The 22,604-nt window shown below is 39.5% G+C and carries 26 protein-coding genes; 13 read left to right on the top strand and 13 right to left on the bottom strand.

Annotated elements, in window-relative coordinates:
• Positions 1–38: 38 nt before the first annotated feature.
• From NI470_RS01515 to NI470_RS01525, 3 genes are all read right to left on the bottom strand, one after another.
• Entirely contained in the window at positions 39–1,265 is a 1,227-nt protein-coding gene (locus NI470_RS01515; protein ID WP_253147554.1) for a reverse transcriptase domain-containing protein, read from the bottom strand.
• A 26-nt stretch (positions 1,266–1,291) separates the two neighbouring features.
• Positions 1,292–1,786: a hypothetical protein gene (locus NI470_RS01520; RefSeq protein WP_253147553.1), complete on the bottom strand. Its 495-nt coding sequence runs from the start codon at positions 1,784–1,786 to the stop codon at positions 1,292–1,294.
• 290 nt (positions 1,787–2,076) lie between these two features.
• Positions 2,077–3,129, bottom strand: coding sequence for a DUF2939 domain-containing protein (locus tag NI470_RS01525; RefSeq protein ID WP_253146226.1), 1,053 nt, complete (start codon positions 3,127–3,129; stop codon positions 2,077–2,079).
• A 192-nt stretch (positions 3,130–3,321) separates the two neighbouring features.
• Between NI470_RS01525 and NI470_RS01530 the strand changes: the two genes are divergently transcribed.
• The 6 genes from NI470_RS01530 to NI470_RS01555 all read left to right on the top strand — a co-directional run bounded on the left by NI470_RS01530 (position 3,322) and on the right by NI470_RS01555 (position 8,832).
• Positions 3,322–3,480, top strand: a complete 159-nt coding sequence (locus NI470_RS01530; protein ID WP_167333214.1) for a hypothetical protein — start codon at positions 3,322–3,324, stop codon at positions 3,478–3,480.
• A gap of 77 nt (positions 3,481–3,557) precedes the next feature.
• The gene (locus NI470_RS01535; RefSeq protein WP_253147552.1) at positions 3,558–4,115 is read left to right on the top strand and encodes a hypothetical protein; all 558 of its coding nucleotides are present in this window, start codon (positions 3,558–3,560) and stop codon (positions 4,113–4,115) included.
• A complete protein-coding gene (locus tag NI470_RS01540) occupies positions 4,096–4,437 on the top strand; it encodes a hypothetical protein (protein WP_253147551.1) in 342 nt (113 codons plus the stop codon). Before NI470_RS01535 ends, NI470_RS01540 begins: the two co-directional genes overlap by 20 nt.
• A 60-nt stretch (positions 4,438–4,497) precedes the next feature.
• Positions 4,498–4,776, top strand: coding sequence for a hypothetical protein (locus NI470_RS01545; RefSeq protein ID WP_253147550.1), 279 nt, complete (start codon positions 4,498–4,500; stop codon positions 4,774–4,776).
• A 638-nt stretch (positions 4,777–5,414) separates the two neighbouring features.
• Positions 5,415–6,614, top strand: a complete 1,200-nt coding sequence (locus NI470_RS01550; RefSeq protein ID WP_253147549.1) for a tyrosine-type recombinase/integrase — start codon at positions 5,415–5,417, stop codon at positions 6,612–6,614.
• Positions 6,615–6,678: 64 nt separating this feature from the next.
• Positions 6,679–8,832 carry a DEAD/DEAH box helicase gene (locus NI470_RS01555; RefSeq protein ID WP_253147548.1) on the top strand — a complete coding sequence of 718 codons (2,154 nt, stop codon included), beginning with the start codon at positions 6,679–6,681 and terminating at the stop codon, positions 8,830–8,832.
• An 83-nt stretch (positions 8,833–8,915) separates the two neighbouring features.
• Here the strand turns inward: NI470_RS01555 and NI470_RS01560 are convergent, their stop codons facing one another.
• Positions 8,916–9,548: a lecithin retinol acyltransferase family protein gene (locus NI470_RS01560; protein WP_253147547.1), complete on the bottom strand. Its 633-nt coding sequence runs from the start codon at positions 9,546–9,548 to the stop codon at positions 8,916–8,918.
• Positions 9,549–11,238: 1,690 nt separating this feature from the next.
• On the opposite strand from NI470_RS01560, the gene NI470_RS01565 reads away from it, so the two are divergent.
• Positions 11,239–11,475: a hypothetical protein gene (locus NI470_RS01565; protein ID WP_086044679.1), complete on the top strand. Its 237-nt coding sequence runs from the start codon at positions 11,239–11,241 to the stop codon at positions 11,473–11,475.
• A gap of 7 nt (positions 11,476–11,482) precedes the next feature.
• Here the strand turns inward: NI470_RS01565 and bioB are convergent, their stop codons facing one another.
• From bioB to queG, 3 genes are all read right to left on the bottom strand, one after another.
• Positions 11,483–12,484: a biotin synthase BioB gene (bioB, locus tag NI470_RS01570; protein WP_253147546.1), complete on the bottom strand. Its 1,002-nt coding sequence runs from the start codon at positions 12,482–12,484 to the stop codon at positions 11,483–11,485.
• 133 nt (positions 12,485–12,617) lie between these two features.
• A complete protein-coding gene (locus tag NI470_RS01575; protein ID WP_004278929.1) occupies positions 12,618–12,821 on the bottom strand; it encodes a hypothetical protein in 204 nt (67 codons plus the stop codon).
• 104 nt (positions 12,822–12,925) lie between these two features.
• Positions 12,926–14,020, bottom strand: coding sequence for a tRNA epoxyqueuosine(34) reductase QueG (gene queG / locus NI470_RS01580; protein ID WP_253147650.1), 1,095 nt, complete (start codon positions 14,018–14,020; stop codon positions 12,926–12,928).
• Between the two features lie 23 nt (positions 14,021–14,043).
• Here queG and NI470_RS01585 point away from each other — a divergent pair, with 23 nt between their 5' ends.
• Together NI470_RS01585 and NI470_RS01590 are read left to right on the top strand one after the other, a co-directional pair.
• Positions 14,044–15,501, top strand: a complete 1,458-nt coding sequence (locus NI470_RS01585; protein WP_253147545.1) for an NAD(P)H-hydrate dehydratase — start codon at positions 14,044–14,046, stop codon at positions 15,499–15,501.
• A 10-nt stretch (positions 15,502–15,511) separates the two neighbouring features.
• Positions 15,512–15,784 carry an acylphosphatase gene (locus NI470_RS01590; protein WP_253147544.1) on the top strand — a complete coding sequence of 91 codons (273 nt, stop codon included), beginning with the start codon at positions 15,512–15,514 and terminating at the stop codon, positions 15,782–15,784.
• A gap of 3 nt (positions 15,785–15,787) precedes the next feature.
• Here the strand turns inward: NI470_RS01590 and ruvC are convergent, their stop codons facing one another.
• Positions 15,788–16,333, bottom strand: coding sequence for a crossover junction endodeoxyribonuclease RuvC (gene ruvC / locus NI470_RS01595; protein WP_004278925.1), 546 nt, complete (start codon positions 16,331–16,333; stop codon positions 15,788–15,790).
• Between the two features lie 125 nt (positions 16,334–16,458).
• Between ruvC and NI470_RS01600 the strand changes: the two genes are divergently transcribed.
• Entirely contained in the window at positions 16,459–17,025 is a 567-nt protein-coding gene (locus NI470_RS01600; RefSeq protein WP_253147543.1) for an FxsA family protein, read from the top strand.
• A gap of 119 nt (positions 17,026–17,144) precedes the next feature.
• Positions 17,145–17,783: a LysE family transporter gene (locus NI470_RS01605; RefSeq protein ID WP_253147542.1), complete on the top strand. Its 639-nt coding sequence runs from the start codon at positions 17,145–17,147 to the stop codon at positions 17,781–17,783.
• On the opposite strand, the gene NI470_RS01610 is transcribed toward NI470_RS01605, so the two are convergent.
• The 3 genes from NI470_RS01610 to ahpF all read right to left on the bottom strand — a co-directional run bounded on the left by NI470_RS01610 (position 17,767) and on the right by ahpF (position 20,207).
• Positions 17,767–17,973 carry a hypothetical protein gene (locus NI470_RS01610; RefSeq protein ID WP_114542038.1) on the bottom strand — a complete coding sequence of 69 codons (207 nt, stop codon included), beginning with the start codon at positions 17,971–17,973 and terminating at the stop codon, positions 17,767–17,769. The genes NI470_RS01605 and NI470_RS01610 overlap by 17 nt on opposite strands.
• 143 nt (positions 17,974–18,116) lie before the next feature.
• Positions 18,117–18,362: a hypothetical protein gene (locus tag NI470_RS01615; protein ID WP_114542037.1), complete on the bottom strand. Its 246-nt coding sequence runs from the start codon at positions 18,360–18,362 to the stop codon at positions 18,117–18,119.
• Between the two features lie 279 nt (positions 18,363–18,641).
• Complete coding sequence (gene ahpF / locus NI470_RS01620) at positions 18,642–20,207, bottom strand: alkyl hydroperoxide reductase subunit F (RefSeq protein WP_253147541.1); 1,566 nt, start codon at positions 20,205–20,207, stop codon at positions 18,642–18,644.
• 233 nt (positions 20,208–20,440) lie between these two features.
• Here ahpF and NI470_RS01625 point away from each other — a divergent pair, with 233 nt between their 5' ends.
• Both NI470_RS01625 and NI470_RS01630 read left to right on the top strand, forming a co-directional pair.
• A complete protein-coding gene (locus NI470_RS01625) occupies positions 20,441–20,659 on the top strand; it encodes a DUF1653 domain-containing protein (protein WP_034436473.1) in 219 nt (72 codons plus the stop codon).
• A gap of 24 nt (positions 20,660–20,683) precedes the next feature.
• On the top strand, positions 20,684–21,274 hold the full coding sequence (locus NI470_RS01630; RefSeq protein WP_253147540.1) for an O-methyltransferase: 591 nt from the start codon (positions 20,684–20,686) through the stop codon (positions 21,272–21,274).
• 11 nt (positions 21,275–21,285) lie between these two features.
• Here the strand turns inward: NI470_RS01630 and NI470_RS01635 are convergent, their stop codons facing one another.
• Entirely contained in the window at positions 21,286–21,492 is a 207-nt protein-coding gene (locus NI470_RS01635) for a KTSC domain-containing protein (RefSeq protein ID WP_004278917.1), read from the bottom strand.
• 291 nt (positions 21,493–21,783) lie between these two features.
• Positions 21,784–22,347: an alkyl hydroperoxide reductase subunit C gene (gene ahpC / locus NI470_RS01640; RefSeq protein WP_004278916.1), complete on the bottom strand. Its 564-nt coding sequence runs from the start codon at positions 22,345–22,347 to the stop codon at positions 21,784–21,786.
• Between the last annotated feature and the right edge of the window lie 257 nt (positions 22,348–22,604).

Raw genomic sequence — 22,604 nt, forward strand, 5'->3', positions numbered from 1 at the left:
ATCCTTTTATATTTATCTATTATTTTTGATATCGGATGTTATTTAGTTTTCTTCAATGGGGGTAATTTTGATGTTCCAATAAGATAGCTTTTATGATCTGGTTGAACTTTGGATATATCAATCCCTAAATTTTTAAATAGCATATTTATTGCTCTGCTTTGAGTATCACAAAGCCTATTTCTAAAGTCCTTTAGGTTTTTGGATTCAGCGTCTTTATAACAATGTGCGTAACCCAGAACAATTTGTTCCATGCGATTTATTGTCTTTGAAAAAGTTAGCTTTTTCTGAATATTCTTTGATATCGAGGTTAACTCTACAAGGGAATCTTCTACGTTCGCAATAATATGACTTGGAATGTACCAGTTATATTCTTCGTTTTCATATGATAAATCCAACCCTAGGAATGTGACAGGTTGGTACGGAGCAATAATTTGGGTTTTACTTTCTTGATCTATCCTAGGTAGGCTTAGCTGAATATTTTTTAATTGTTGTTCTACTTCGAGAAACACGGATTCACATTGTTCTTTTGAATCCAAAAAGAAGATTAGATCATCTGCATATCTAACATGCTTGTATTTCTTTCTTTTTAGCCATTCATCAAATTCGGAAAGATAAAAAGACGCTATTAAAGGAGACAATGGCATACCTTGTCGAACTCCTTTGCCTGACTTAGATTGAATGAGCTGCTTTCTGTTTTTTGAATAGTCTAAAGGTATAAGTGGATCACATTTTACGATTGATTCAAAAAGATAGAAGATATCCAAAGGTAGAGTTTGCCTGAAATCCTTGATTAATTGAGAACGATCCAAGTTGTCAAAAAATGAAGAAATATCGGTTTTCAAGACAAATTCTTTGGTAGAGCGTAGGTCGTTTGCTTTTTGTCTAGCTTGTATTATTCCTACTCCCTCAACTGAAAAATCGCTACTTTTGAACATAGCTAAATCATCTTTATGATGTTCTGCCAAATATTTAATCAAGATCATTTGTACTAGCCGATCTTGGATCGTTGGAATACAGATCAATCTAGGTTTCTTTTCAGGCTTTTTTTTATCGTAGATAACGACTGGATATAAAGAAGAGAACCTAAAAGTTTTTGATTTTATTGCAGAAATCAGATTCGTTTTATGGGATTTTAAATTCTGTTCAAAGCCTTTCAATGATAAGTAATTGGTATGATATTTACTTTCATAAGTAGCATGATTTTTTTGTTTGAATAGTTTGAAAATAATATCGAAGTTATCTGAAAAATAATCATGGAATAGCATGGAAACTCGCTGTCATTATGTACTTGTTAAGCTATCTCATAATGATAAAGAAGGGGAGGACTATTGTGTTTGTGACGATAGTTACAGGTACGATCATTGCTGATTCGCCTACCAGTATCATCATTAGGGTTCATGCTTACGTCACTGTTAGGTGATATCGTCATTAGCCTATTACAACAATAGCATTGGGGTTCCACACCCAAGTTAATTTTAAACATGCCACTATCATTATACCATAATTTCATGTCTATCACCAAAATTAATACACTTAATAATGCAATTAAAATTGCAGAATCATCATATCCGTTGAGCTGTATCAGAATAATCGTATATTGAATTATCCATTTAAACTGCTGAACATATTTTGGCTCATAAACCGCCGACCACATGCCGCCCTCCATCTTGAAATTATCAAGTACCTTCCAAGTTGTTTCGATAGCTAAAGGACTATTGTGTTTGTGACGATAGTTACAGGTACGATCATTGCTGATTCGACTACCAGTATCATCATTAGGGTTCATGCTTACGTCACTGTTAGGTGATATCTTCATTAGCCTATTACAACAATAGCAAGGGCTTAAGTGTCTTGTGTCGACCATTTATCTTTTTAAAATATCTGATTTAAAATGGTTTATCAATCTCAGTAGCAAAATTATTACCACTTATTGGTGATAAGAATAACGCTGGGTTTATTGCTGCTGTGTTGATTGATTTAGATGTGGTTAAAACTATATAAATGCTTATATTTATAGTTTCTTCTTTAAATAAAAAAATAGCACTTTGGAGTGCTATTTTTTTATTTATTAACTTTTTAATTAACTACCGCGTTATAGAAAACTAAGGACTCATTTTCTTTCTTGACCGTTAATTTATTGCCTTCAGACAGTGCTTCTATATTTTCAGAACAGCTTTCTAATCTTTTGAAACCAGACACTGAATGTGATTTTGTATCATAGCCGATCACATAGGTTGTAGCAGGACAGCTATTACCAGATTCACCTGTAGAAACGACAAGTAAATATTGGTCACTAAATTTATAGGCTTTTTCTACTTTCAGATAGCCGAGATATTCGGGTTCTTCAACTACTTGCTCCAGAATATTATCCATTCCTGCTGGAGTAAGGTAAAAGATTGCATGACCCTCATATTCTGCAGGATTTGAAAGATGGAAATCACCGTTACCAATTTCTGAATCTGAAATTATTAAGTTTTCATATTTCATCTTAGGTGCTTCAGGAGCAACTTCGACTACTTTTTTGGGTTCTTCAATGATTGGTTCTTGCTTTACTTCTTTAGGTGCTGAAGGCTTTTCATTGTCATGAAGAACAAGTTCAGTAACTTTCCAACTTAGACCCTCTCGAGTCATTACTATAGAAATATCAGGATCTGCCGAGTTATCTTTCTTGATAGCGACTTGGAAGTGGTTGAAAGATTTGTAAGAAGTGTCATAGCTCACTTCGCTGTTACTGTTATCTAATTCATTCTCATTTTTTGAAGACTCTTTAAGATCTAGTGAATTCTCAAGTTTCTTACCTTGCAAAAGTGTAGTTAGATTTTCAGGAGTAAGGACTGTATCCATAATTTTATCAATCATGGTTGTAGCGAAAAGATTACTTACTTCAGCAAATGGATCATTTTCCATGTTTTCTGATTTTTTTTGTTGCTCTTGTAACTGTTGATTTAGTTGAGCTTTCAAGCTTTGACGTACACTTGGGAAATCGATATAGCTAGCAACAGCTTTACTATCATTCGCGTCTATGCTCTTTTTAATGTTATTTAAGACAATATATGGTGATGCAGCTAAATATCCCAATATAAGAATAATGATTAACCCTATCGATATAAAAATACTTTTTTTCGACATAATACCCTCTGATCTGAATTGATCAAAAAATTCAGTTTTGCTTAAATGTAAGTGTTTGTTTTTTTATAAAGAACTATAAAAATAAAGCATTTTAAATAAAAAATAATATAGTGCAATATATTAAATATACCAAAAGTAATTATGATGCTTTGATGGATATATTATTTTTATGGTCTTAATAGAGGAGTGACCATGAAAAAACATTATCCAGACTTAGAGCATGTATCTGATGTACTTGATTTAGTGCCATCTCGACAGGTTCGATCTGTATCCAAAGCAATGCGAGTGTGCAACGATGCAGAAGCAAGCCATATCGCCAAAGTTTGTGCTGTACTCGAAGTACTGATCTAACCCAAAAAATCAAAATTTGTATGTCCCGATGCACCATAGGTGTATCGGGATTTTTTACGTCTACAGGAATCAAAACCATGCAACCACGTATTCATGACAAAATAGGCTATAACCTGATTCATACTTTTACTTGCAATAAACTTTCTGACCGTGCCGAAGGTCAACTGCACTATCAATTATGGCAACACAGTGAAGATCAGTCTTTTGGTATTGCATTAAGCAAGAATGAATCTACAGGAGGCTTTAGTGCAGAGCTGATCAAAGTCGATGACATTATTCAACTGCTTGGTAAGTTATACCAAGAAGGCAAGCCTTTTCATGCTACCGCATTGAAATCACTGTTCATTGGTAAGTCAGTCAATAACTCGAGTTTTTTAGGGGCTGTACTGGTCGATCAGAAAGTTATTCATACTCATCCACAAACTGCACGTTTGCTGGAAGTCAATGAAGACTATGAACTCTGGTCAATTGGTCTGGAAAGCCATCTGAAAGCAGGGCAAGAAGATATCGATTCATCTCACGCTGATAAAACTACTGGACTGAAATCCACAAAAAAGCGTCAGCATAAAACTGCTGAAAAAGTTGAATCTACTTCGATGGATGAGGGTAGTGAAGATGCAATTGATCAAGAGTAAAGCAGATATCCAGAAAGTGCATGAACAGCCCATAGCTCATGCCATTCTTGAAACGATGCAAATCCTTGAGCATCAGTATGAAGAACCTTATCAAGCCACCCTACATGGGTGGTTTGTTGTTTGTGAAGATGAGCAAGACCTGATTCAGCCTTTTGAAAATCTTAGCTTCAGTCTTTCTGAAAAGTTGAATATGGGAGAGATTGAGTTTGTTGAAAAGAAAAAGGATTGGTTTGAGATCTGTATTTTGCTCAACGACAACGAAGGTATCTTGATCTATGTTCCGAAAGCTATTTTTGAACAACATCAACTACAAGTGATGTAGGCCTGTAACAACACTCCTGACGTAGCAACTTCACTATTAACTTTAATCTGAGCGAATTTTATGACCAAGCGGAACTTATTTGCTTTAGGCCAAGTCGTGTCTACACGAAATGCCTTACGGTTTGCTGAAACAGAGAAGATTGACCTCGTTGCATTACTTTTACGTCATCATTGTGGTGATTGGGGTGATGTATGCGAGGAAGATCGAGAGTCCAATGAGGAAGCACTATTACTACCACTGCGCATCATGTCGAGTTACAGATTTGCCGAAGGGAGTATCTGGATCATTACTGAAGCAGATCGGTCAGTGACGACCATTTTGTTACCCAGTGATTACTGATGGACCGAGAAAAAGACCGTAGGGCAACATGCTTTACGGTTGATCTTTTTGTGAAGTGAAGGGTGGCAAGAGAAGATGCCTTTTGAGGATGGAAAGTGACACTGTCTAGTAGTCCTGTGGTCCAATTTTTTTGACCTTTCGGACTGTTTGGTTAAAAAACGAGCATTTGTTTTTGTGTGAAAATTAACCATTTTTAGCCTAAAAACCGATTTGTCCCTAGAAACCACGGCTTCTAGCGGATTCCCCGTTTTTTCGGTGATTACTAGGGGGTAAATGGTTTTTTACCAAATGGTTAAAAATATATATTATTTATAATCATATACTTGAAAGCGACATTTTTCAGGTAGATCTATTTTTTGCAAGAAAAATAGGGGGCTTTGATGCTGAATGAAAATCGGATATAACGCTTGTATCTGTTTGATTGAGCAGCAAACAGTAAGGTTTTTCAGGGTGAAATCTACCGTGAAAAACAATAGATGGTACTTGCTCGTTTCAAGTTGTAATTGTCATTGGTTGGCTGAGTTGAAATTGAACTCAGTCAGATATTATTGAATTGAACCCTTAGTGTAGAAACATATTGATTTCAAATGATTTCGATTATTTGAAGTAGGTTTCTGCACCCAAAATTTGGAGTACCTATGAAAATAGAGACTGGTTTGAAAGTGCTATTTGTGGCCTTACAAGATCCAGAAAAGTGGGGCAAAGAACAAGATGTTCGCAACATTTGTCCAGAAGTGCAGGTCAAAGGCCTCCGTCTAGTTGCAACAGCGAAGGCAGTACGTGGTCTTGTACGCCTGACTTACCAAGGGAAGAAGGTTAGTCAAGGTTTAGGGTCATGTACACATGATGAGCTAGCAAGATTTTTACCAGATTGGGTGAATCAAGTAGAGCAATTTCATGCACGATTATCGCAAGGCTTAGATCCATTCGCTGAGGATGAGAAGAGCAAAAAAGAAATGACATTTGAGCGGTTTGTTATGGAGGTCTATCTGCCGAATGCCAGAGTTAGAAAAAAGTCACATCGAGATGACGAATCACGACTACGGAAACATATTTTACCCTACCTAGGAGAAAAGAGATTTGATGAGCTGAACATGGCATTGGTGACTGATGTCTTGCATTCGGCAAAGGCTAAAGGCCTGAAAGATGCTACCGTGAATCGTATTCGAGCGTTATTGTCTGTGATCTTCAATCTTGCAATTGATCATGAGTTGATTGCAAGCAATCCAATGAAGCGCGTGAAGAAGTTGCAAGAGAACAATCAGATCGAGCGTTATCTGTCTGATGAGGAGTTACAACATCTCATGTTGGTGCTGAAACATCCTGAGCACTACGCCATTAGCAACAAAACTATCGTAGCGATTATCAAGTTTTTGTTGCTGACAGGTGTGCGTAAACGTGAGGCAATGGACATGCAATGGTCGGATGTAGATTTCACCAAGTCTACTTGGCTTTTAAAATTTAATAAGTCTGGTAAGGCACGTCACATTGCATTGAACACGGATGCAATGGCTATTTTGAATGCCTTACCAAAAATCTCAACTTACATATTTGCTAATCCAGAAACTGGTAAACCTTATAACGATATCCGTAAAACCTTTGACAAAGTCATGCAATGTGCAGGCATCTCTAATATGCGTATTCATGATCTACGTCACAACTTTGCCAGTCTTGCTGTGAACAGCGGGGAATCCCTCTTTGTTGTACAGAAATTACTTGGTCATGCCTCACCACAAACCACTCAGCGCTATGCACATCTTCAACACAGTACGTTGCAGAATGCGTCCGAAAAAATCGCGGCAGTTATCCGTGAAGTTCAGGCTGCGGCTGTAGTTTAACCCTTCTAAAACCATTCATTTATTCAATTTCGGGTATGCCTTTTGGCATGCCCTAGGAAAACTCATGTCTAATTTACCAAAAAAGCAAATCAAGCTACTGAAATCTAATGAAAATATTTCGGATGTAATCGTTGTTGCAAATGGAAATACTTTGATTAGAGCCAACACGGGTACAGGAAAAACATGGTTTATAATCAACATACTCATGCGTAAATATCATGTAGTTTTTGTTTGTCCAAATGTGGGGCAAGTCAAACAATGCGAAGAGACCTACGGTGATCGAGATGACATCGCTTTCATCTATGGAGATAAGCGAATTTCTGCAAAATCAATCAAAAAACTTATTAAACAGAATCTGGTGATGACCTTTGATCAATTCAAAAAATTTGAACCAGAGCTAAGTAAAGATACCATTTTGGTAGTTGATGAATGCCAGAAGCTATATGGTGCTGGAAGTTATAGAGATGATGCGATTCAACCTATTATCAACGCTGTCAAATCCCAAAAGTTTGATCGTTGTATTTTGTTGACTGCTACACCAACTGAGTCCCTGTTTGAAATGCTTGGAATTCATATCAGTCAGTACTACGATATTCAAAAAAAAGATGAAATGAGCCGCAATATTCAACTTATACGCTACTTCAAGCCGCATGTCTTAAATTGGTACGGTGGGGTACTACAGCGTTTAAAGGATAACAGAGAGAAGGGACAAGACAAGCTCATGATTATTCGCATTAATGACATTGCTTTTTCCAAGCAAGTAAAACTCATGTTTGAAAAAGAAGGGTTTAATGTCATGTTGGTTAACCGTCAAGAAATGGCTAACCCAAAATGTCATGAAATGTTGAGCTTGGAAAAGTTGGATAGTGATTATCAAGTTGTAATTTGCACGTCTATTATGGACGAAGCGATTAATCTAAATAATGCCGATGACGAAGTTGATAGTATTCATATTGTGGGACAACCCGCACATCCTGAAGAAATTACCCAGTTCATTGGACGTTTACGTAAAGCTCGCCCACCAGTCTATATTCACTTACCTGATCAGGTAGAGATCAAGAAGATCAATGTTGAACAAATAGACAACCGTTGGGTTCAAGAAATGCATAGCAGTTTTCACAAATTGACTCATTTTTTGCAGAATGATCTCTTACCATTAGTAAGTAAAGATTACTTTCAAGATTTTGGGGATTTAGTTTCCACTAAAATGGATAAGGCTAAACTGCTAAATGGTTTGACGAATGAGCTTGTGGAGTGCAAAGGGTTTAGAGTTGAGAATAACGAAATCAGCTTAAATACGGCTAGTATTTTAGGAAGGGTATATCAGGTCGATCTAAAAAAATGCTATCAGAATGCACACTACCTTAAATATCGCTTACAGCAATTGATGCCCCATGCTGAAGTGTACATTTCGTCATCTAATAGTACTGTTAGTGATGATTTGATTAAGGAGCTGAAATTAAGTGCAGAAGAGATTAAGTTGACCAAGAAAAAAGTCATTCCTGAGGTGGCTCAGAAAGTAGTTGAGATGTTGCAACCAAGTCCGCTCAAATTAGCGCAGTTATTTTCTGAGAGTAGAGATGATGGTTCGAATCTTTACCAAAAAACAGAACAACCGATTCATTATGAGGTTTTCCAGGAAATGGCAGTTTTGGGTTCGAGGTTACCCAATCTGGTGGATATCGTTGATACGATTGAAAAAGAGCGCACTAATAAAGTTATGAAGTTAGGCTATCACTATCAGAGTCACCCTGTGGTGAACATAATCATGACTGAACTTTCAAAGCGTATCAAAAAGGGAGACTTCAAGAGTAAATTGCATTGTTATGAAGACATCACAGGACTCATGAATAAATGGATTGCTAAGCTTTCACAGAGCAGATCTATTATCGCACTATTGAAAGAGTACCCATCATCATACATATCAGTAGATGATCAAGGGAAGGCCTCTTTTGTTGATGGTGGCTCAATTAACTTTTTGAAATACTATTGTCATGTGAAAGTATTGAATGACAAAAAAGGGTACACAGCCAAAAAAGTGCGTTTCTTGGACTTATGTGCGTTTGGCTACAGCTTCTGTGATGTACCTGCTTCAATTCAAAAGAAGTACATTACTATAGATGGTAAAGAATACGATGCATCTTCAGGGCGAAGCCGAAAAATTGAAGATAAATTGACAAGATCATTTGAAGTTTTGTTCGAAGATGATGAGGCTTAGTTTTTAGCAGAAATTGATGGGAGCCTAGGCTCCCATTTTTATATGGTACGGTATACTCGAGCTACTATATAAATCACTTATTTTTAGCCTTTTGATGGGATATCCCAAACACGCCATTCATTTGATCCTAAAATACGCTCAGTTGTTTCTTCTAATTCAGAAAAAAAGCCATCATTATTATCAAATTTACCTGTGAGACAACCTGAACTAAATATATGGCAATTATTATTGAATAAATTGTATTTAACGCTTTTACCAATTTTTCTTTTAGCATTTTCGGCAACTATTCTAGAGCCAATAGCTTTACCATCTTTGCAAGAAACATAAATACTGATAGCCATATTCAAGCCATCTAAACGATTAAGAAATACTTCCGGTGTTACAGTTTCAATTTTTCCTGAACCATCTAAATGAGCAATTTTGTTATACCCGATATAGATACCAGAGTGGTCTATTTTATTAGCAAACAATCCACAATGTACGACACTGCCGACTTTGGGTTTAACTTTATCTTTAAAAACATTGTCTATGAAGCTATCAGCAAATTGATTTCCAGTTTTAGCTTTTTTTAATCCCCTAATTGGCTTCCCGTCTATAACATCATTTAAGTCTTCTAAGGTATTTAAAATAGCTTTGGCTGGATTAGTGGTTACTGATCTAATTAATAAAGTGGTAGGATTTAATAACAAACTAGCTTTGAGCAGTTTACCAAGCATTAGAGCCTCATTAATGTAAATTTTTTTATATTCAATTGATTATAGAAATTAACGGATGAAAAGGATAGGGGGTTAAGCCTGAGTTAATTAAGTAAATGAGGACTAGCAATTATTATTCTTGAGTGAAGATTCATTGGTGCCTAATACTATGCTTTTGGCATGTTTAACGTGTATTAAGCCCTTTGGTTGATATATCTGAGGCCTAGTTGGATATCCACGCTTAAAATTAGGTTTTTTATCTTTTTTCACCCATTTTACATTTGTATTTTCTGAACGAAGAAGTGCTAGATACGATTGATTTTTGAGTGAAGAAAATACAAATGCGGAGAGATAAATCCGCCTATGTTTTTTGAACAAGTTGATGAAAAAAATGGGTTTTTTTATAAAAATAGGGGGAGGTTTCGTATATAGAAAAAGAAAAAATAGCCAAAGTACCCCCTGATCTCGCATCTCTACTGTAGTTGACGTGACCTTTCTCTGATTGTGTCTGTTAAGTTGATCTTATTGTTTTTCAATTCTGCTTGGAGTTCTGTTGAAGTGGCTTTTTCATGGTGAGAATACTGAACAATTAGAGGGTGATTGTTCAGTTGTTCCAGTGTTACCCTGACTGATTGCAAAAAATCAAACTCACCAATTTTTATATCTACGGTACTGATGAAAGTTCAATACATAGGCATGGTCTGACTATGGTCTCCAAAAAAGTATTACAGATCTGCGGTCTATTTTTTGGGTAGCGCCGTGGTCTACGGTCAATCTACGGTCTTTGTACGAAAATTTACCTGATCCAGTAGTTATTTTTCTTGTACTTACCAAATCAGGATACAATAGCAATGGGATAGTCAATAATACAGTTTCCTTATTTTTCAAAGGCTTATGTGTAAAAGAGCGGTACTATTGATTTTATTGGTTATTTTTATCTTTATATTAATTATCCTATTGTTTTTATTAGTAAAAAAATGAAGACTTGTTCTGACTCATAATCCGTTGGTCGACAGTTCAAGTCTGTCTGGGCCCACCATATAAAACAACCACTTAGGTGTATTAATCCTAGGTGGTTTTTTGTTTTTGGATATTATGAAATCTGAAGTAAGCAATTCACTTAATTGATCGTTGCTCTTATCTCGAAGGACTTAAAATGGTTGCCTCTACTGATAATTAACTTTTCTGGTTTACCTTTCAATAAAGATTCTTCGTTCCCAGCTTAATAAAAAAGCATCTCCCTCAGATATTACTTTTGTTATCTAGATTCCATAAACATCCTCTTTAATCAAAAAAAAAAGTTCATATTTATGAAATAATTGTGATGTAGTTCAAAGAATACCTGCAAAAAAATTGAAAAGTAGATGAAATGCATTTTACAACTGAAAAAATTATGCTAATTAATATGAGATGATTTTTTAGTCAAAAATCATGATGTTTCAGGACGGAATATCTTAAGAAGCGTATTAAAAAAAATGATTAAACAGGAGTTTCAATGATGCTTCAGCTTTTAAGAAAATTGTTTTGTTTGCATATTTATGAGTATGAGCAAATGCAAGAGATCGGGGAACACAGGGAGTGTCGTAAGTGCGGCACGAATAAGGACTAAAGTTTTTGCAAGAAAAGTGAGCAATGGCTCACTTTTTTTATGCTTGTTATGGGCTAATTTCCGTTAAAATTAAAGGGAAATTTCATCACGATGAACAGGCATATGAGTAAAGATTTTCATGCAGATACCTATATCGTAGACAGCAAGCTGGCAGATACGCTGCACTGGCTCAGCCTGCATCAAGATAGTTATGACTCCTTTAGCTATGATGCAGTCACGCAAGCGCTGATGGTGCATCATGCCAATGGAGTAGATCAAATCCGAGTCGGAGATTATCTGAATGCCCGTTATGGCATTTTAATTACTGCACATAACTTTTCTGCGAGTTCATTAACTTAAACAGTGATTAGCTTGCCATTGCATCTGTAGCCAGACTGCGAACACTCGGTTTTGGCTGTTCTGCAACTAAACCTAATTTTGCAAAAAGTTGCTGATCCCGGCCTTGGGATGTATTAGGGGTCGTCAGCAGTTTTTCACCAGAAAAAATAGAATTGGCACCGGCCATAAACGCCAAAGCCTGATCCGAATCGCTTAAGGATTCGCGGCCGGCAGAAAGGCGAATATAACTTTTAGGCATTAGCAAGCGTGCCACGGCAATAGTACGAATCCATTCAATCACATCCAGTTTTTCTACATCTGCCATCGGTGTACCTTCAATCGGCACCAACATATTAATTGGCACAGATTCAGGATGAATTGCCAGAGTTGCAAGTTCATATAATAAACCAATTCGGTCATCACGACTTTCACCCAGACCCACAATACCGCCACTACAGACTTTCATACCAGCCTGACGTACATGATCCAGAGTATCCAGACGATCATCAAAGCTACGCGTGCTGATGATATGTGAATAGTATTCACGAGAAGTGTCCAGATTATGGTTGTAATAATCCAGTCCCGCATCTTTCAAGCGTTCAGCCTGAGATCCATTTAGCATCCCCAGTGTCATGCAGGTTTCCAGACCGAGTGCTTTAACTTCACGTACCATTTCCAGCACATAAGGCATATCGCGTTCATGTGGGTTGCGCCATGCAGCCCCCATACAAAAACGTGAACTGCCTGATGCCAGCGCCTGTTTGGCTTCCTGAATCACTTTATCGACTGCAATGCGTTTTTCAGCTTCCAGTTTGGAATCATAATGCGCTGATTGTGAGCAGTATTTACAGTCTTCAGGACATTTACCGGTTTTAATTGAGAGCAGGGTACTGACCTGAACGGTATTGGCGGTGAAATGTTCACGATGAACCTGTTGCGCCTGGAACACTAGGTCCATTAAAGGCTGCTGATAAAGTGCTTGTATTTCTTGACGTGACCAATCATTACGTACCGCATCACTACTGTTCATCTCTTTCCCTATCTATGCTTATTTATCATTCGGTTCATCTTAATAAAAATAAGCTTTTGCTTCACTAGCAAAATATGACCTTATATAAATGACAAAGCCCACACGAGGTGAGCTTTGTTTTTCAGTTGCCAGATTATTTATTACTGTGATTTCCATGAATATCCTGGCCATGCAGATCACTACGGTGCTGCTTGTTAAACACGCGCTGATCCTGTTCATGCTGATTGTTTTTTGGGGAATTAATCGGGCCATGTTGCGGCTGCTGCTGTTGTTGCTTCTGCTGGTCATGCTGAAGCTGCTCCAGCAGTTCTTGATTTGGATTTTTTGATGACATCATCTTTCTTCCACTTCATTTCTGACTATTTTTATTTATGCCATAGTCTGAAACATGGGTGTGTAAGGCTTTTAAGTGAAACTGTGACGCTAGGTAAAGATGGAAAATTAACTGGATTTTGCCAGTTGTTCTTGAATAGCCCAATCGATATGTACCTGCACAATTTTATCATGTTGATTACGCTGTTGCTGAAGGGCCGGAATAATCTGCCCATCAAAGGGTGCATTGCCCAAACCAATGGCGATATTGCGCATAAAGCTTTGATAACCCGTACGACGCATCGGACTGCCTTCAGTCGCACTTAAAAAGGTGGCTTCATCCCATTGCCATAAATCCAGTAAACTCACTTGATCCAGTCCATGCCGCGGATGAAAATCCTCTATCGAGGTCACTTGGGCAAAACTGTTCCATGGACATATCAGCTGGCAATCGTCACAACCAAAAACCCGGTTACCAATTCCGCGTCGCAAATCTTCTGGAATAATGCCTTTATATTCGATGGTCAGATAGGCGATACAGCGGCGAGCATCTAACATATAAGGCTCGACAATGGCTTGAGTCGGACAGATGTCGATACACGCAGTACAGGAGCCACAATGTTTGGTCGCGGGTTCATCAAAGGGCAGTTCCAGTGAAGTAAACAGTTCACCCAGCACAAAGAATGAGCCTGATGTTTTATGAATCAGCAGGGTGTGTTTACCTGTCCAGCCCATGCCGGCACTTTCAGCCAGCGATTTTTCAAAAATTGGCGCAGAATCGGCAAATGGGCGTGATTCAAAATCTCCGATTTTTCCCCGGATTTTTGTCGCCAAGGTTTTCAGGCGACCCCGCATGGTTTTGTGATAATCTCGGCCACGGGCGTAACGCGCGATAATGGCAGAGTTGGGTGCATAAGGGATATAACGTGGTTCTGGTGCGTCGACCAGATAATCCATACGCACACAGATAATGCTACGTGTGCCGGGAACCAGTAAGGCGGGATTGGCACGTTTTTCCAGATTCTCTTCCAGAAACTTCATGTCACCATGATAACCACGATCCAGATATTCCTGTAAGCGTGCTAATTCTGCTTGAGCATCTGGTTTGGCAATGACACAATCAGAAAAACCCAATTCTAAAGCCTGCGCTTTAATCCATGCTTTTAGCTCGGCTGGATCTTGTTGATAAACTTTAATTTGCGCTTGAGAATCGGGAGTTGCCATAAACCAAAGACAGGGAATAAGAAATGCAGCAACAAGTTTACCATAGCCGTGATCTACAAGCATGGGAGCAGCGCTGGTTTCAACAGCAAAATAGTTCCTACGGTTTAATGCAACAAGTCGCCTGGGGGATTAGTCAGCGGCTGATCACTTTATTTTCCCAGCAAAAAATAAAAAAAATCGCTGTCTGCTGTGGTCAGGGTAATAATGCCGGCGATGGCTATCTTGTGGCCAAATATCTCAAACAGGCGGGCTTCAGTGTTGATATTTATGCAGTTGAGTTGGGTAATTCCAAAGATTTAGCATCGGCTGTGCAGGAAGCTCAGCAAGCTGGCTTGCAGCCTTATTCGCATTTTGATTTTCAATCTGAATGTGAGGTCTATATCGATGCATTATTCGGAATTGGTCTGAACCGTCAGCTGGACTTTGACTGGCAAAATGTTATTCAAACGATCAATCAGCAAACTGGATTAAAAATCTCAATTGATATTCCGAGTGGATTGGATGCCAATACCGGCCAGCCTTTGCCTGTTGCGATTAAAGCTGACTACACTTTCACGGGTTTAGGGCTTAAGGCAGGACTGTTTACCGGACAAGGCAAAGAATATGCGGGCAAGATCGAACTGATTTCTGCTATTCCAACAGATACTGAGCTTCAGCCGACTGCTTGTCTTTCATCGCATGAGATTCAATTGCCCAAGCGTGAAGCCTTTGGTCATAAAGGCAGTTATGGTCATGTCTTAGTGATTGGTGGACATGCTGATATGGGTGGGGCAGTGATCATGGCGGCAGAGGCAGCATTTGCTGCCGGAGCAGGTAAAGTCACCATCGTTTGTGATGCAAAACACCATACTGCGATTTTGTCACGTGCACCAAATATCATGCTGCGTGATATCAATCTTTTAACTCAGGAGCAACGCCAAGCACTAATTCAGCAGGTCGATGCAGTCTGTTTTGGCATGGGATTAGGTCGTGATTCTTGGTCAGAGCAACAATATACAGTTTGGTTTGAGCTGACTCAGCAATCTGATCTGGAGGTAGTTTTGGATGCGGATGCCTTATGGTTTCTGGCCAAGCAGCCTCAAGTTTTGAATTCCCAGACTTATGCGACTCCGCATCCTGGGGAAGCCGCTACGTTACTGGCGTGTAGCACTGCGGAAGTTGAAATGGATCGGATTGCAGCCATTCATGCCCTGCAACAAAAATATCAGGGACAATGGGTGCTAAAAGGTTCAGGCAGCCTGATTCTGGAAGAAAAACTTTATATATGCACAGCTGGAAATGCCGGTATGGGGACGGGTGGAATGGGAGATGTGCTGGCCGGCATGATTGCTAGTCTAAAGGCACAATTTAAACAAAAAATTCATTTGCATGAAATTGTGACGCTGCATGCACTTGCAGGTGATGAACTGGCCAAAAATGGCGAACGAGGTTTGCAGGCGCAGGATATGAAGCATGCGATTTATCAGGTGGTGAATCGCTAAGGAGAATAGTGTGCCAGTCATCAAACTGAATATTTCAGGCCAAGTCCAAGGAGTCGGATACCGTTACTGGTTTGCCGAGCAGGCTCAAGCACTTGGACTGAAAGGATATGTGAAGAACTTGAGCACAGGTGAGGTGGAGGCGGTTATTGTTGGAACAGATTCACAACTTAGCGAAATGATTGCACGAAGTTGGCAAGGGCCTGCTCGTGCAACTGTAAAATCTGTTATGCAAGAGTATCTGGAATCTGAGCTAGATGTTCAAGACTTTATAATATTGCGTTAAACCTTATCGACGACGGCTACTGACGCGACTCCGGCCGCGTGCCATACCGCCCAACGCATTCAATACCGCCATTTTACTCATACTTCCTGAGGCGTGGGCATGACAAATAGCAGCAGCTAAAGCATCGGCGGCATCCTGCTGCGGTTTGATGCTGAGTTTTAGAATATTCATCACCATCATCTGCACCTGTTCTTTATCCGCAGCGCCATAACCCACTACCGACTGCTTGATCTGGCGCGCAGTATATTCAGCGACTTTCAAATCCAGATTGACCAGTGCCGCAACAGCAGCACCACGGGCCTGACCGAGTTTTAAGGCAGAATCCGGATTTTGTGCCATAAAGACCTGTTCTACCGCAGCTTCAGTGGGACCATAAAATTTTACAATGCGCTCCACGCCGGCAAAGATACGTTTTAAACGTTCAGGCATTTCTGTTGTTTCTGTTCTGATGGTGCCGGCATCAACAAAAGTCAGTTTGGAGCCGTCTTTTTCGATAATTCCGTAACCGGTTAAACGAGAACCGGGGTCAATCCCAATAATTAATGACATGCCCGCACTTTAAAAATAGAATAATGCCCATATTGTTACATAAGCGTATCAAAAAAGCTTGATCCTGATGAAGCAGTTGATTCCAGCATCCTATTATTTATTTTACTGAGATTAGATTAATTTTCATGAAATTATTTCTTATTATCCTTGCAGGCTTAATCCTAGAAGTATTTGTCTGGATTGGCGTGGGTGACCTCGTCGGGAGCATGTGGTACGTATTTTTCTGGTTTGTAGCCGCATTTTTTATTGGTATGAATCTGATCCGTAAATACTCGGCCGGTGTCATGCCACAGATGCAGCAAATGCAGATGGGACAGATGAGTGCAGATCCTGCACTAACAGGAAATTTACCTAAAATTCTGGCAGGTTTCTTTCTGCTTATTCCTGGATTGATTACCGATGTATTAGCCGTATTAATGCTCATTCCAGCGGTTCAGCAGGTCTTTAAGGCTGCCATGATGAAAGCGATGATAAAACGTCAACAACTCATGATGGAAAAAATGATGGGTGGCATGATGGGCGATATGGGTGGGGCACAAGGCCAAAATCCATTTGCCGAGATGATGCGTCAAATGCAGGATATGCAAAATCAGCAATCAGGTCGCGGTGATTCCACCATTATTGATGGTGAAGCACGTGAAGTGAGACCTGAGGCGAAAAAAATTGAAATGAAAGATATCAATCCAAAATAAATGTTTTATTTAAAAAAACTCTATTTAAGCCGAATCTGATGATTCGGTTTTTTTATTGGAACTTTCTAATGTCTTTGAACAAACGTTATAATATGTTTTTATAAATTTACCTTATTTTAATGTCTCTGCTTTTTACGATCTGTCTTCTGCATTTTGTTGCTCAATTGAGTCCTGGCCCTGATATTTTACTCATTGCCAAAAGTGCCGCATCTACCACACGCCAGAATGCCCTGAAAGTTATCGCAGGGATCTCTGCCGGTATCGTGGTTTGGGTAATACTGACACTTGTGGGTTTTACCGTGTTAATTGACCAGTTTCCATGGATTCAACAGGTATTGATGGTGCTCGGTGGTATGTTCCTGGCTAAAATGGGATGGGCCATGTTAAAGGGTGGTGTGCATAGCTTTAAAAATAGACATCAGACCGACGACGATACAAATGGACAGGTGCAAGCTAAAAACTATTTTATGTTGGGCTTATGGACCAATCTTTCTAATCCAAAAACACTGATCTATTTTAGTAGCGTATTTTCACTGGCCTTAAGTTCATCTGCTTCAGATTATTTGAAAACACAGCTCGCAGTGATTATTCCTTTGCAGACCTTTATCACCTTTGCTTTATTGATGCTGTTGATTTCCCAACCAAAAATTAAAACCTTGTACCAGCGTTCGGGGAGTTATATTGATATGATTTCAGGCGGACTATTTCTGCTATTTGCATTGTGGTTATGGTATGACGCACTTATTCTAATGAATTAAGTGGTATATCTTCATTTAATGCTGGAGATATTGGTGAGGTTGGGGTAGGAGAGGATAAATTGTCTGGTGTTTTAACCGCCGTTTGATAACGATTAGGCTTTAGGGTGGTTTCAGTATTTTCAGAGCCTTGATAACTGCGGCTACGATTAGCGCGCTCACGCAATCCACCTTTTTTAATTAACTGAACCATGGCACATCTCTCATTCAAATCCACCGCTATTGTAAATCAAATCTGGATTTGATGAGGCCATTTTCCACATAGCTATTTGAATTATTCAAGTGCAATAAAAAGACCTGTTTGAACCAACAGGTCTTTGCTGTGAGGTAAAGAAATTAGCGAAGTCCTTTATCTTCTTCTTTTAAAACGTCCAATATAGAGTGTTGTACGGGAACTTCTTGTTGTGACTGCACATACAAATGCACCACTTTAAACACAATTGCTGTAACGAGACAGGCGATTAGACACAAAACCCAGAAACCAAAAGGGCTGCGAATATGATGTGAGCCGCAGTTTGAGCATGATTTTTCTGTAGAGTCGACTACTTTTTCACAGCAGGCACAATGATATTGATACTGCATTGTTCTTCTCCCAGGATGTTATCCTTTTTATTCTTCGATCATGAAAGATGATTTGTCGCTTTATCATAGGAGAGCTTTTCTGGGTTGGCAAGACGAGATTGCCGACAATTACATAGTATCTATATAGGATAAAAATTAATTACATGACTAAGATCGTATCAAGAAAATGATCAAACGATTCATTATCTGAAAAATATAGTTGAATCTAAAAAGATAATGACAAAATTAATTAAAAATAAAGCCCGCATCAAGCAGGCTTTATTTGAGCTAGTCTGAAACTTACTGCCCCGAACGGATGATGTAATCAAAAGCAGACAGTGATGCCTTGGCACCTTCACCGGTCGCAATGATGATCTGCTTGTAAGGCACTGTGGTACAGTCACCTGCTGCAAATACACCTTTCACATTGGTTTCGTTGCGGTCGTTAATCACAATCTCGCCACGGTTGGTCAGCTCAACTTGGGTTTCTTTCAGGAAGTCCGTATTTGGCAACAAACCGATTTGCACGAAGATCCCCGCCAGCTCAACCACATGCTCTTCATCCGTAGCACGGTCTTTATACTTCAGACCAGTCACCTGTGCACCGTCACCCAGCACTTCAGTCGACAAGGCATTCTTGATCACCGTAGTGTTTGGCAAGCTGTTCAGCTTGTCTTGCAACACCTGATCCGCACGCAGCTTGGTATCAAATTCCACCAGCGTTACATGTTCTACAATCCCTGCCAGGTCAATCGCGGCTTCAACACCCGAGTTACCACCGCCAATCACCGCGACACGTTTGCCTTTGAACAGTGGGCCATCACAGTGCGGACAGTAGGCTACACCACGGGTTTTGTATTCCTGCTCACCTGGAACATTCATCTCTCTCCAGCGTGCACCGGTCGACAGAATTACAGTTTTCGATTCCAGTTTGGCACCATTCGCTAAAGTCACTTCCACCAGACCATTGGCCGTTTCGTCTGCCCCTTTGATATCAGACACACGTTGCAGGTTCATGATGTCGACACCATATTCACGCACGTGGGCTTCCATTTCCGCTGCAAACTTCGGACCTTGAGTTTTTTGTACAGACGTAAAGTTTTCGATGTCCATGGTATCCATGACCTGACCGCCCATACGTTCAGCCACGATCCCGGTTTTAATGCCTTTACGTGCTGCATAGATTGCAGAGGTATTCCCAGCAGGTCCACCACCAATCACCAGGACATCAAAGGCGTCTTTGGCATTCAGCTTTTTAGCATCTTTGGTAGCGGCATTGCTATCCAACTTGGCAATGATTTCTTCCAGCGTCATACGACCCTGACCTATATGCTGGTTATCCTGGAACACCATCGGAACCGCCATGATTTTGCGTTCTTCTACTTCTTCCTGGAAGAAAGCCCCATCAATCATGGTCGCTGTAGTGCCCGGGTTATAGATGGCAATCAGGTTGAGTGCCTGAACCACATCCGGACAGTTATGGCAGCTTAACGATACAAATACATCGAAATTAGATTGAACCCCCAGGCTCTTGATATTTGCCAGTACTTCATCCGAGACTTTTGGTGCATAACCTGAGGTTTGCAGCAATGCCAGAATCAGCGAAGTGAACTCATGGCCCATTGGCAAGCCTGCAAAGAACACCCGTGGCTCTTCACCGGCCTTGGCAATCCCGAAACTTGGCGCACGTGCATTGGTCCCGTCAAAGCGTGCAGTCACCAGATCAGACAGTGCAGCAACCTCGGACACCAGTTCTTGGATTTTGGCTGATTTGTCAGAACTATCCAGAGTGGCGACCAGTTCAATTGGGCCTTCCAGGCGTTCTAATAAGGTTTTAAGTTGAGCTGAAGTATTTTGGTCTAACATTGCTAACGTCTCCAAAGGAGTAAATGTTTATTTGATAACAGGATATTAAATGAATTGAATAAATAGGTAAAACAGTTTGTTTTTATTTTATTGATCGGATTTACAGATTTATTAAAAAATTCATCATTAATTTCAAAGTTCTATATGGGGTCAAAAGATTAATTTTCAAGTAGTTTAGAGCAAGAATAAGGATTTTCAGCTAAGATTAAAACAAGATATTTGAGACTTGAATGATGGAATTACAACGCGGTATTTATCAACATTATAAGGGACAGCTTTATCAGGTGTTTCATGTCGCCACGCACAGTGAAACTGAAGAAAAGCTGGTGGTTTATCAATGTCTCTATGGGGATTATTCAATTTGGGTACGTCCTTTAACGATGTTCACTGAAACCATTACCACTAACGATGATCGTGAAGTGGAGCGTTTTAAATTGATTCAGGCACTTTAAGCCCAACAGACTCAGGGAAGAGTGATGCAAAACTCAGATGAATTTGAAATATTCATGCAAGAATTATATGAAAAATTTCATATGCATGATCATAAGCAGGCAGATCGCCTGCACCGATACCGGAATATAGAGCCAGAATCCGGTCAATTTTTGTCTATGCTGATTCGTGCGCAACAATCGAAAAGTATTTTGGAAATTGGCACTTCTACCGGTTATTCCACTCTATGGCTGGCGGAAGCGGCTCGGCAGACTCAAGCCATGATTACAACTCTTGAAGTTGATGCAGAACGGGTTGCTCAGGCAAAGCAATATGCGACAGAAATAGATCTTGCAGATTTAATCAATTTTAAAGTGATTGATGCACAAGTTTATCTGAAGGAAGAACAGGAAATATTTGATTTTATCCTGTTAGATGCTGAACGAGATGCTTATGTCAGTTACTGGCCACATTTGAGTCGATTACTTAAAGCAAAGGGCGGGTTACTGGTAGTTGATAATGTCATTTCACATGCAGCAGAAGTCGAAGAGTTTATTGCCTTAATTCAGCAAGACCCACGTTTTATCATGAGTATTGTACCCATAGGCGCAGGTTTGCTGATGGTGGGATTGCGTTAATTCGATTGGCTCTAATCCATGCAAATTTTATTAAAATGTAAATTATATTCGAGATACTTTTCCACGAATGCGGCTTTGTCTTGGCGTCTTAACAGGTTGTCATAAATAAATTCAGGTACGGGATGATACAGCTCGGTATGACCATTACTGTATACAATTTTCAGGTGGCGGCTTGAGGGATTGTATTTCCAAGAAATCACGGTAAGCAGTTTTTGCATATGCGTTCCTCCACTGAATATTTCTTATCTTATCATTTGAACTTATGCCATATGGCTCTGCAGATGTATAGCTCAATTGTAAGAATCGGTAAGGATTATGAGAAAGCGAAGCAAAAGATATACCTGAATTTTTATATGATTGATCAAGAAAAAAATAGGACTGCAATATTTAAAGTCCTAACAAAATCATTTTAAAAAATAAAATCCCGTATTGCGCTGACATAAAAGCTTAAACCATAAAAAACCACGCTAAAAAGCGTGGTTTTTTGAATCAGTTCAATCTAATTAAAATTAGATTTTACCTACTAGGTCGATTGAAGGAGCAAGAGTTGCATCGCCTTCTTTCCATTTAGCTGGGCAAACTTCGCCTGGGTGAGCGTGTACATACTGAGCTGCTTTAACTTTACGAAGAAGTTCTTGAGCGTCACGGCCGATACCACCAGCGTTGATTTCAACGATTTGGATTTTACCTTCTGGATCGATCACGAAAGTACCACGATCAGCAAGGCCGTCAGCTTCGATTAATACGTCAAAGTTTTTAGCAAGAGTCCAGTTTGCATCACCAACCATTACATACTGGATTTTTTTGATTTCTTCTGAAGAATCGTGCCAAGCTTTGTGAGTGAAATGCGTGTCAGTAGAAACTGAGTAGATTTCAACGCCTAGTTTTTGGAATTCAGCGTAGTTGTCAGCAAGGTCACCAAGTTCAGTCGGGCAAACGAAAGTGAAGTCAGCTGGGTAGAAGAATACAACAGACCATTTGCCTTTCAGGTCAGCTTCAGTAACTTCAATGAATTTGCCGTTTTGGAATGCAGTTGCTTTAAATGGTTTAACTTCAGTATTAATTAAGCTCATCATTGTCTCCATGATTGAGGTAGTCTTTGATTTTGAATAAGAGTATCGAAATTTTGGTTGATGCTAAAATGGTATTTTTACATTACAAACATCGGAAAAACCGAATTAAGTAAAAACGCGCCACTTTGGCAAAATCGCTTTGTTCATTGAGCAGCATCAAGATGATGGCCTGATGACAAAATTATCTCTTTTTCCTCGTGCTAGCAAACATGATGTTGAAACCAAAAAATTCAAGGGTGAATCAGGAAAAAAGCATG

It is taken from the genome of Acinetobacter lwoffii, assembly GCF_024129115.1.
Classification (GTDB): domain Bacteria; phylum Pseudomonadota; class Gammaproteobacteria; order Pseudomonadales; family Moraxellaceae; genus Acinetobacter; species Acinetobacter lwoffii_T.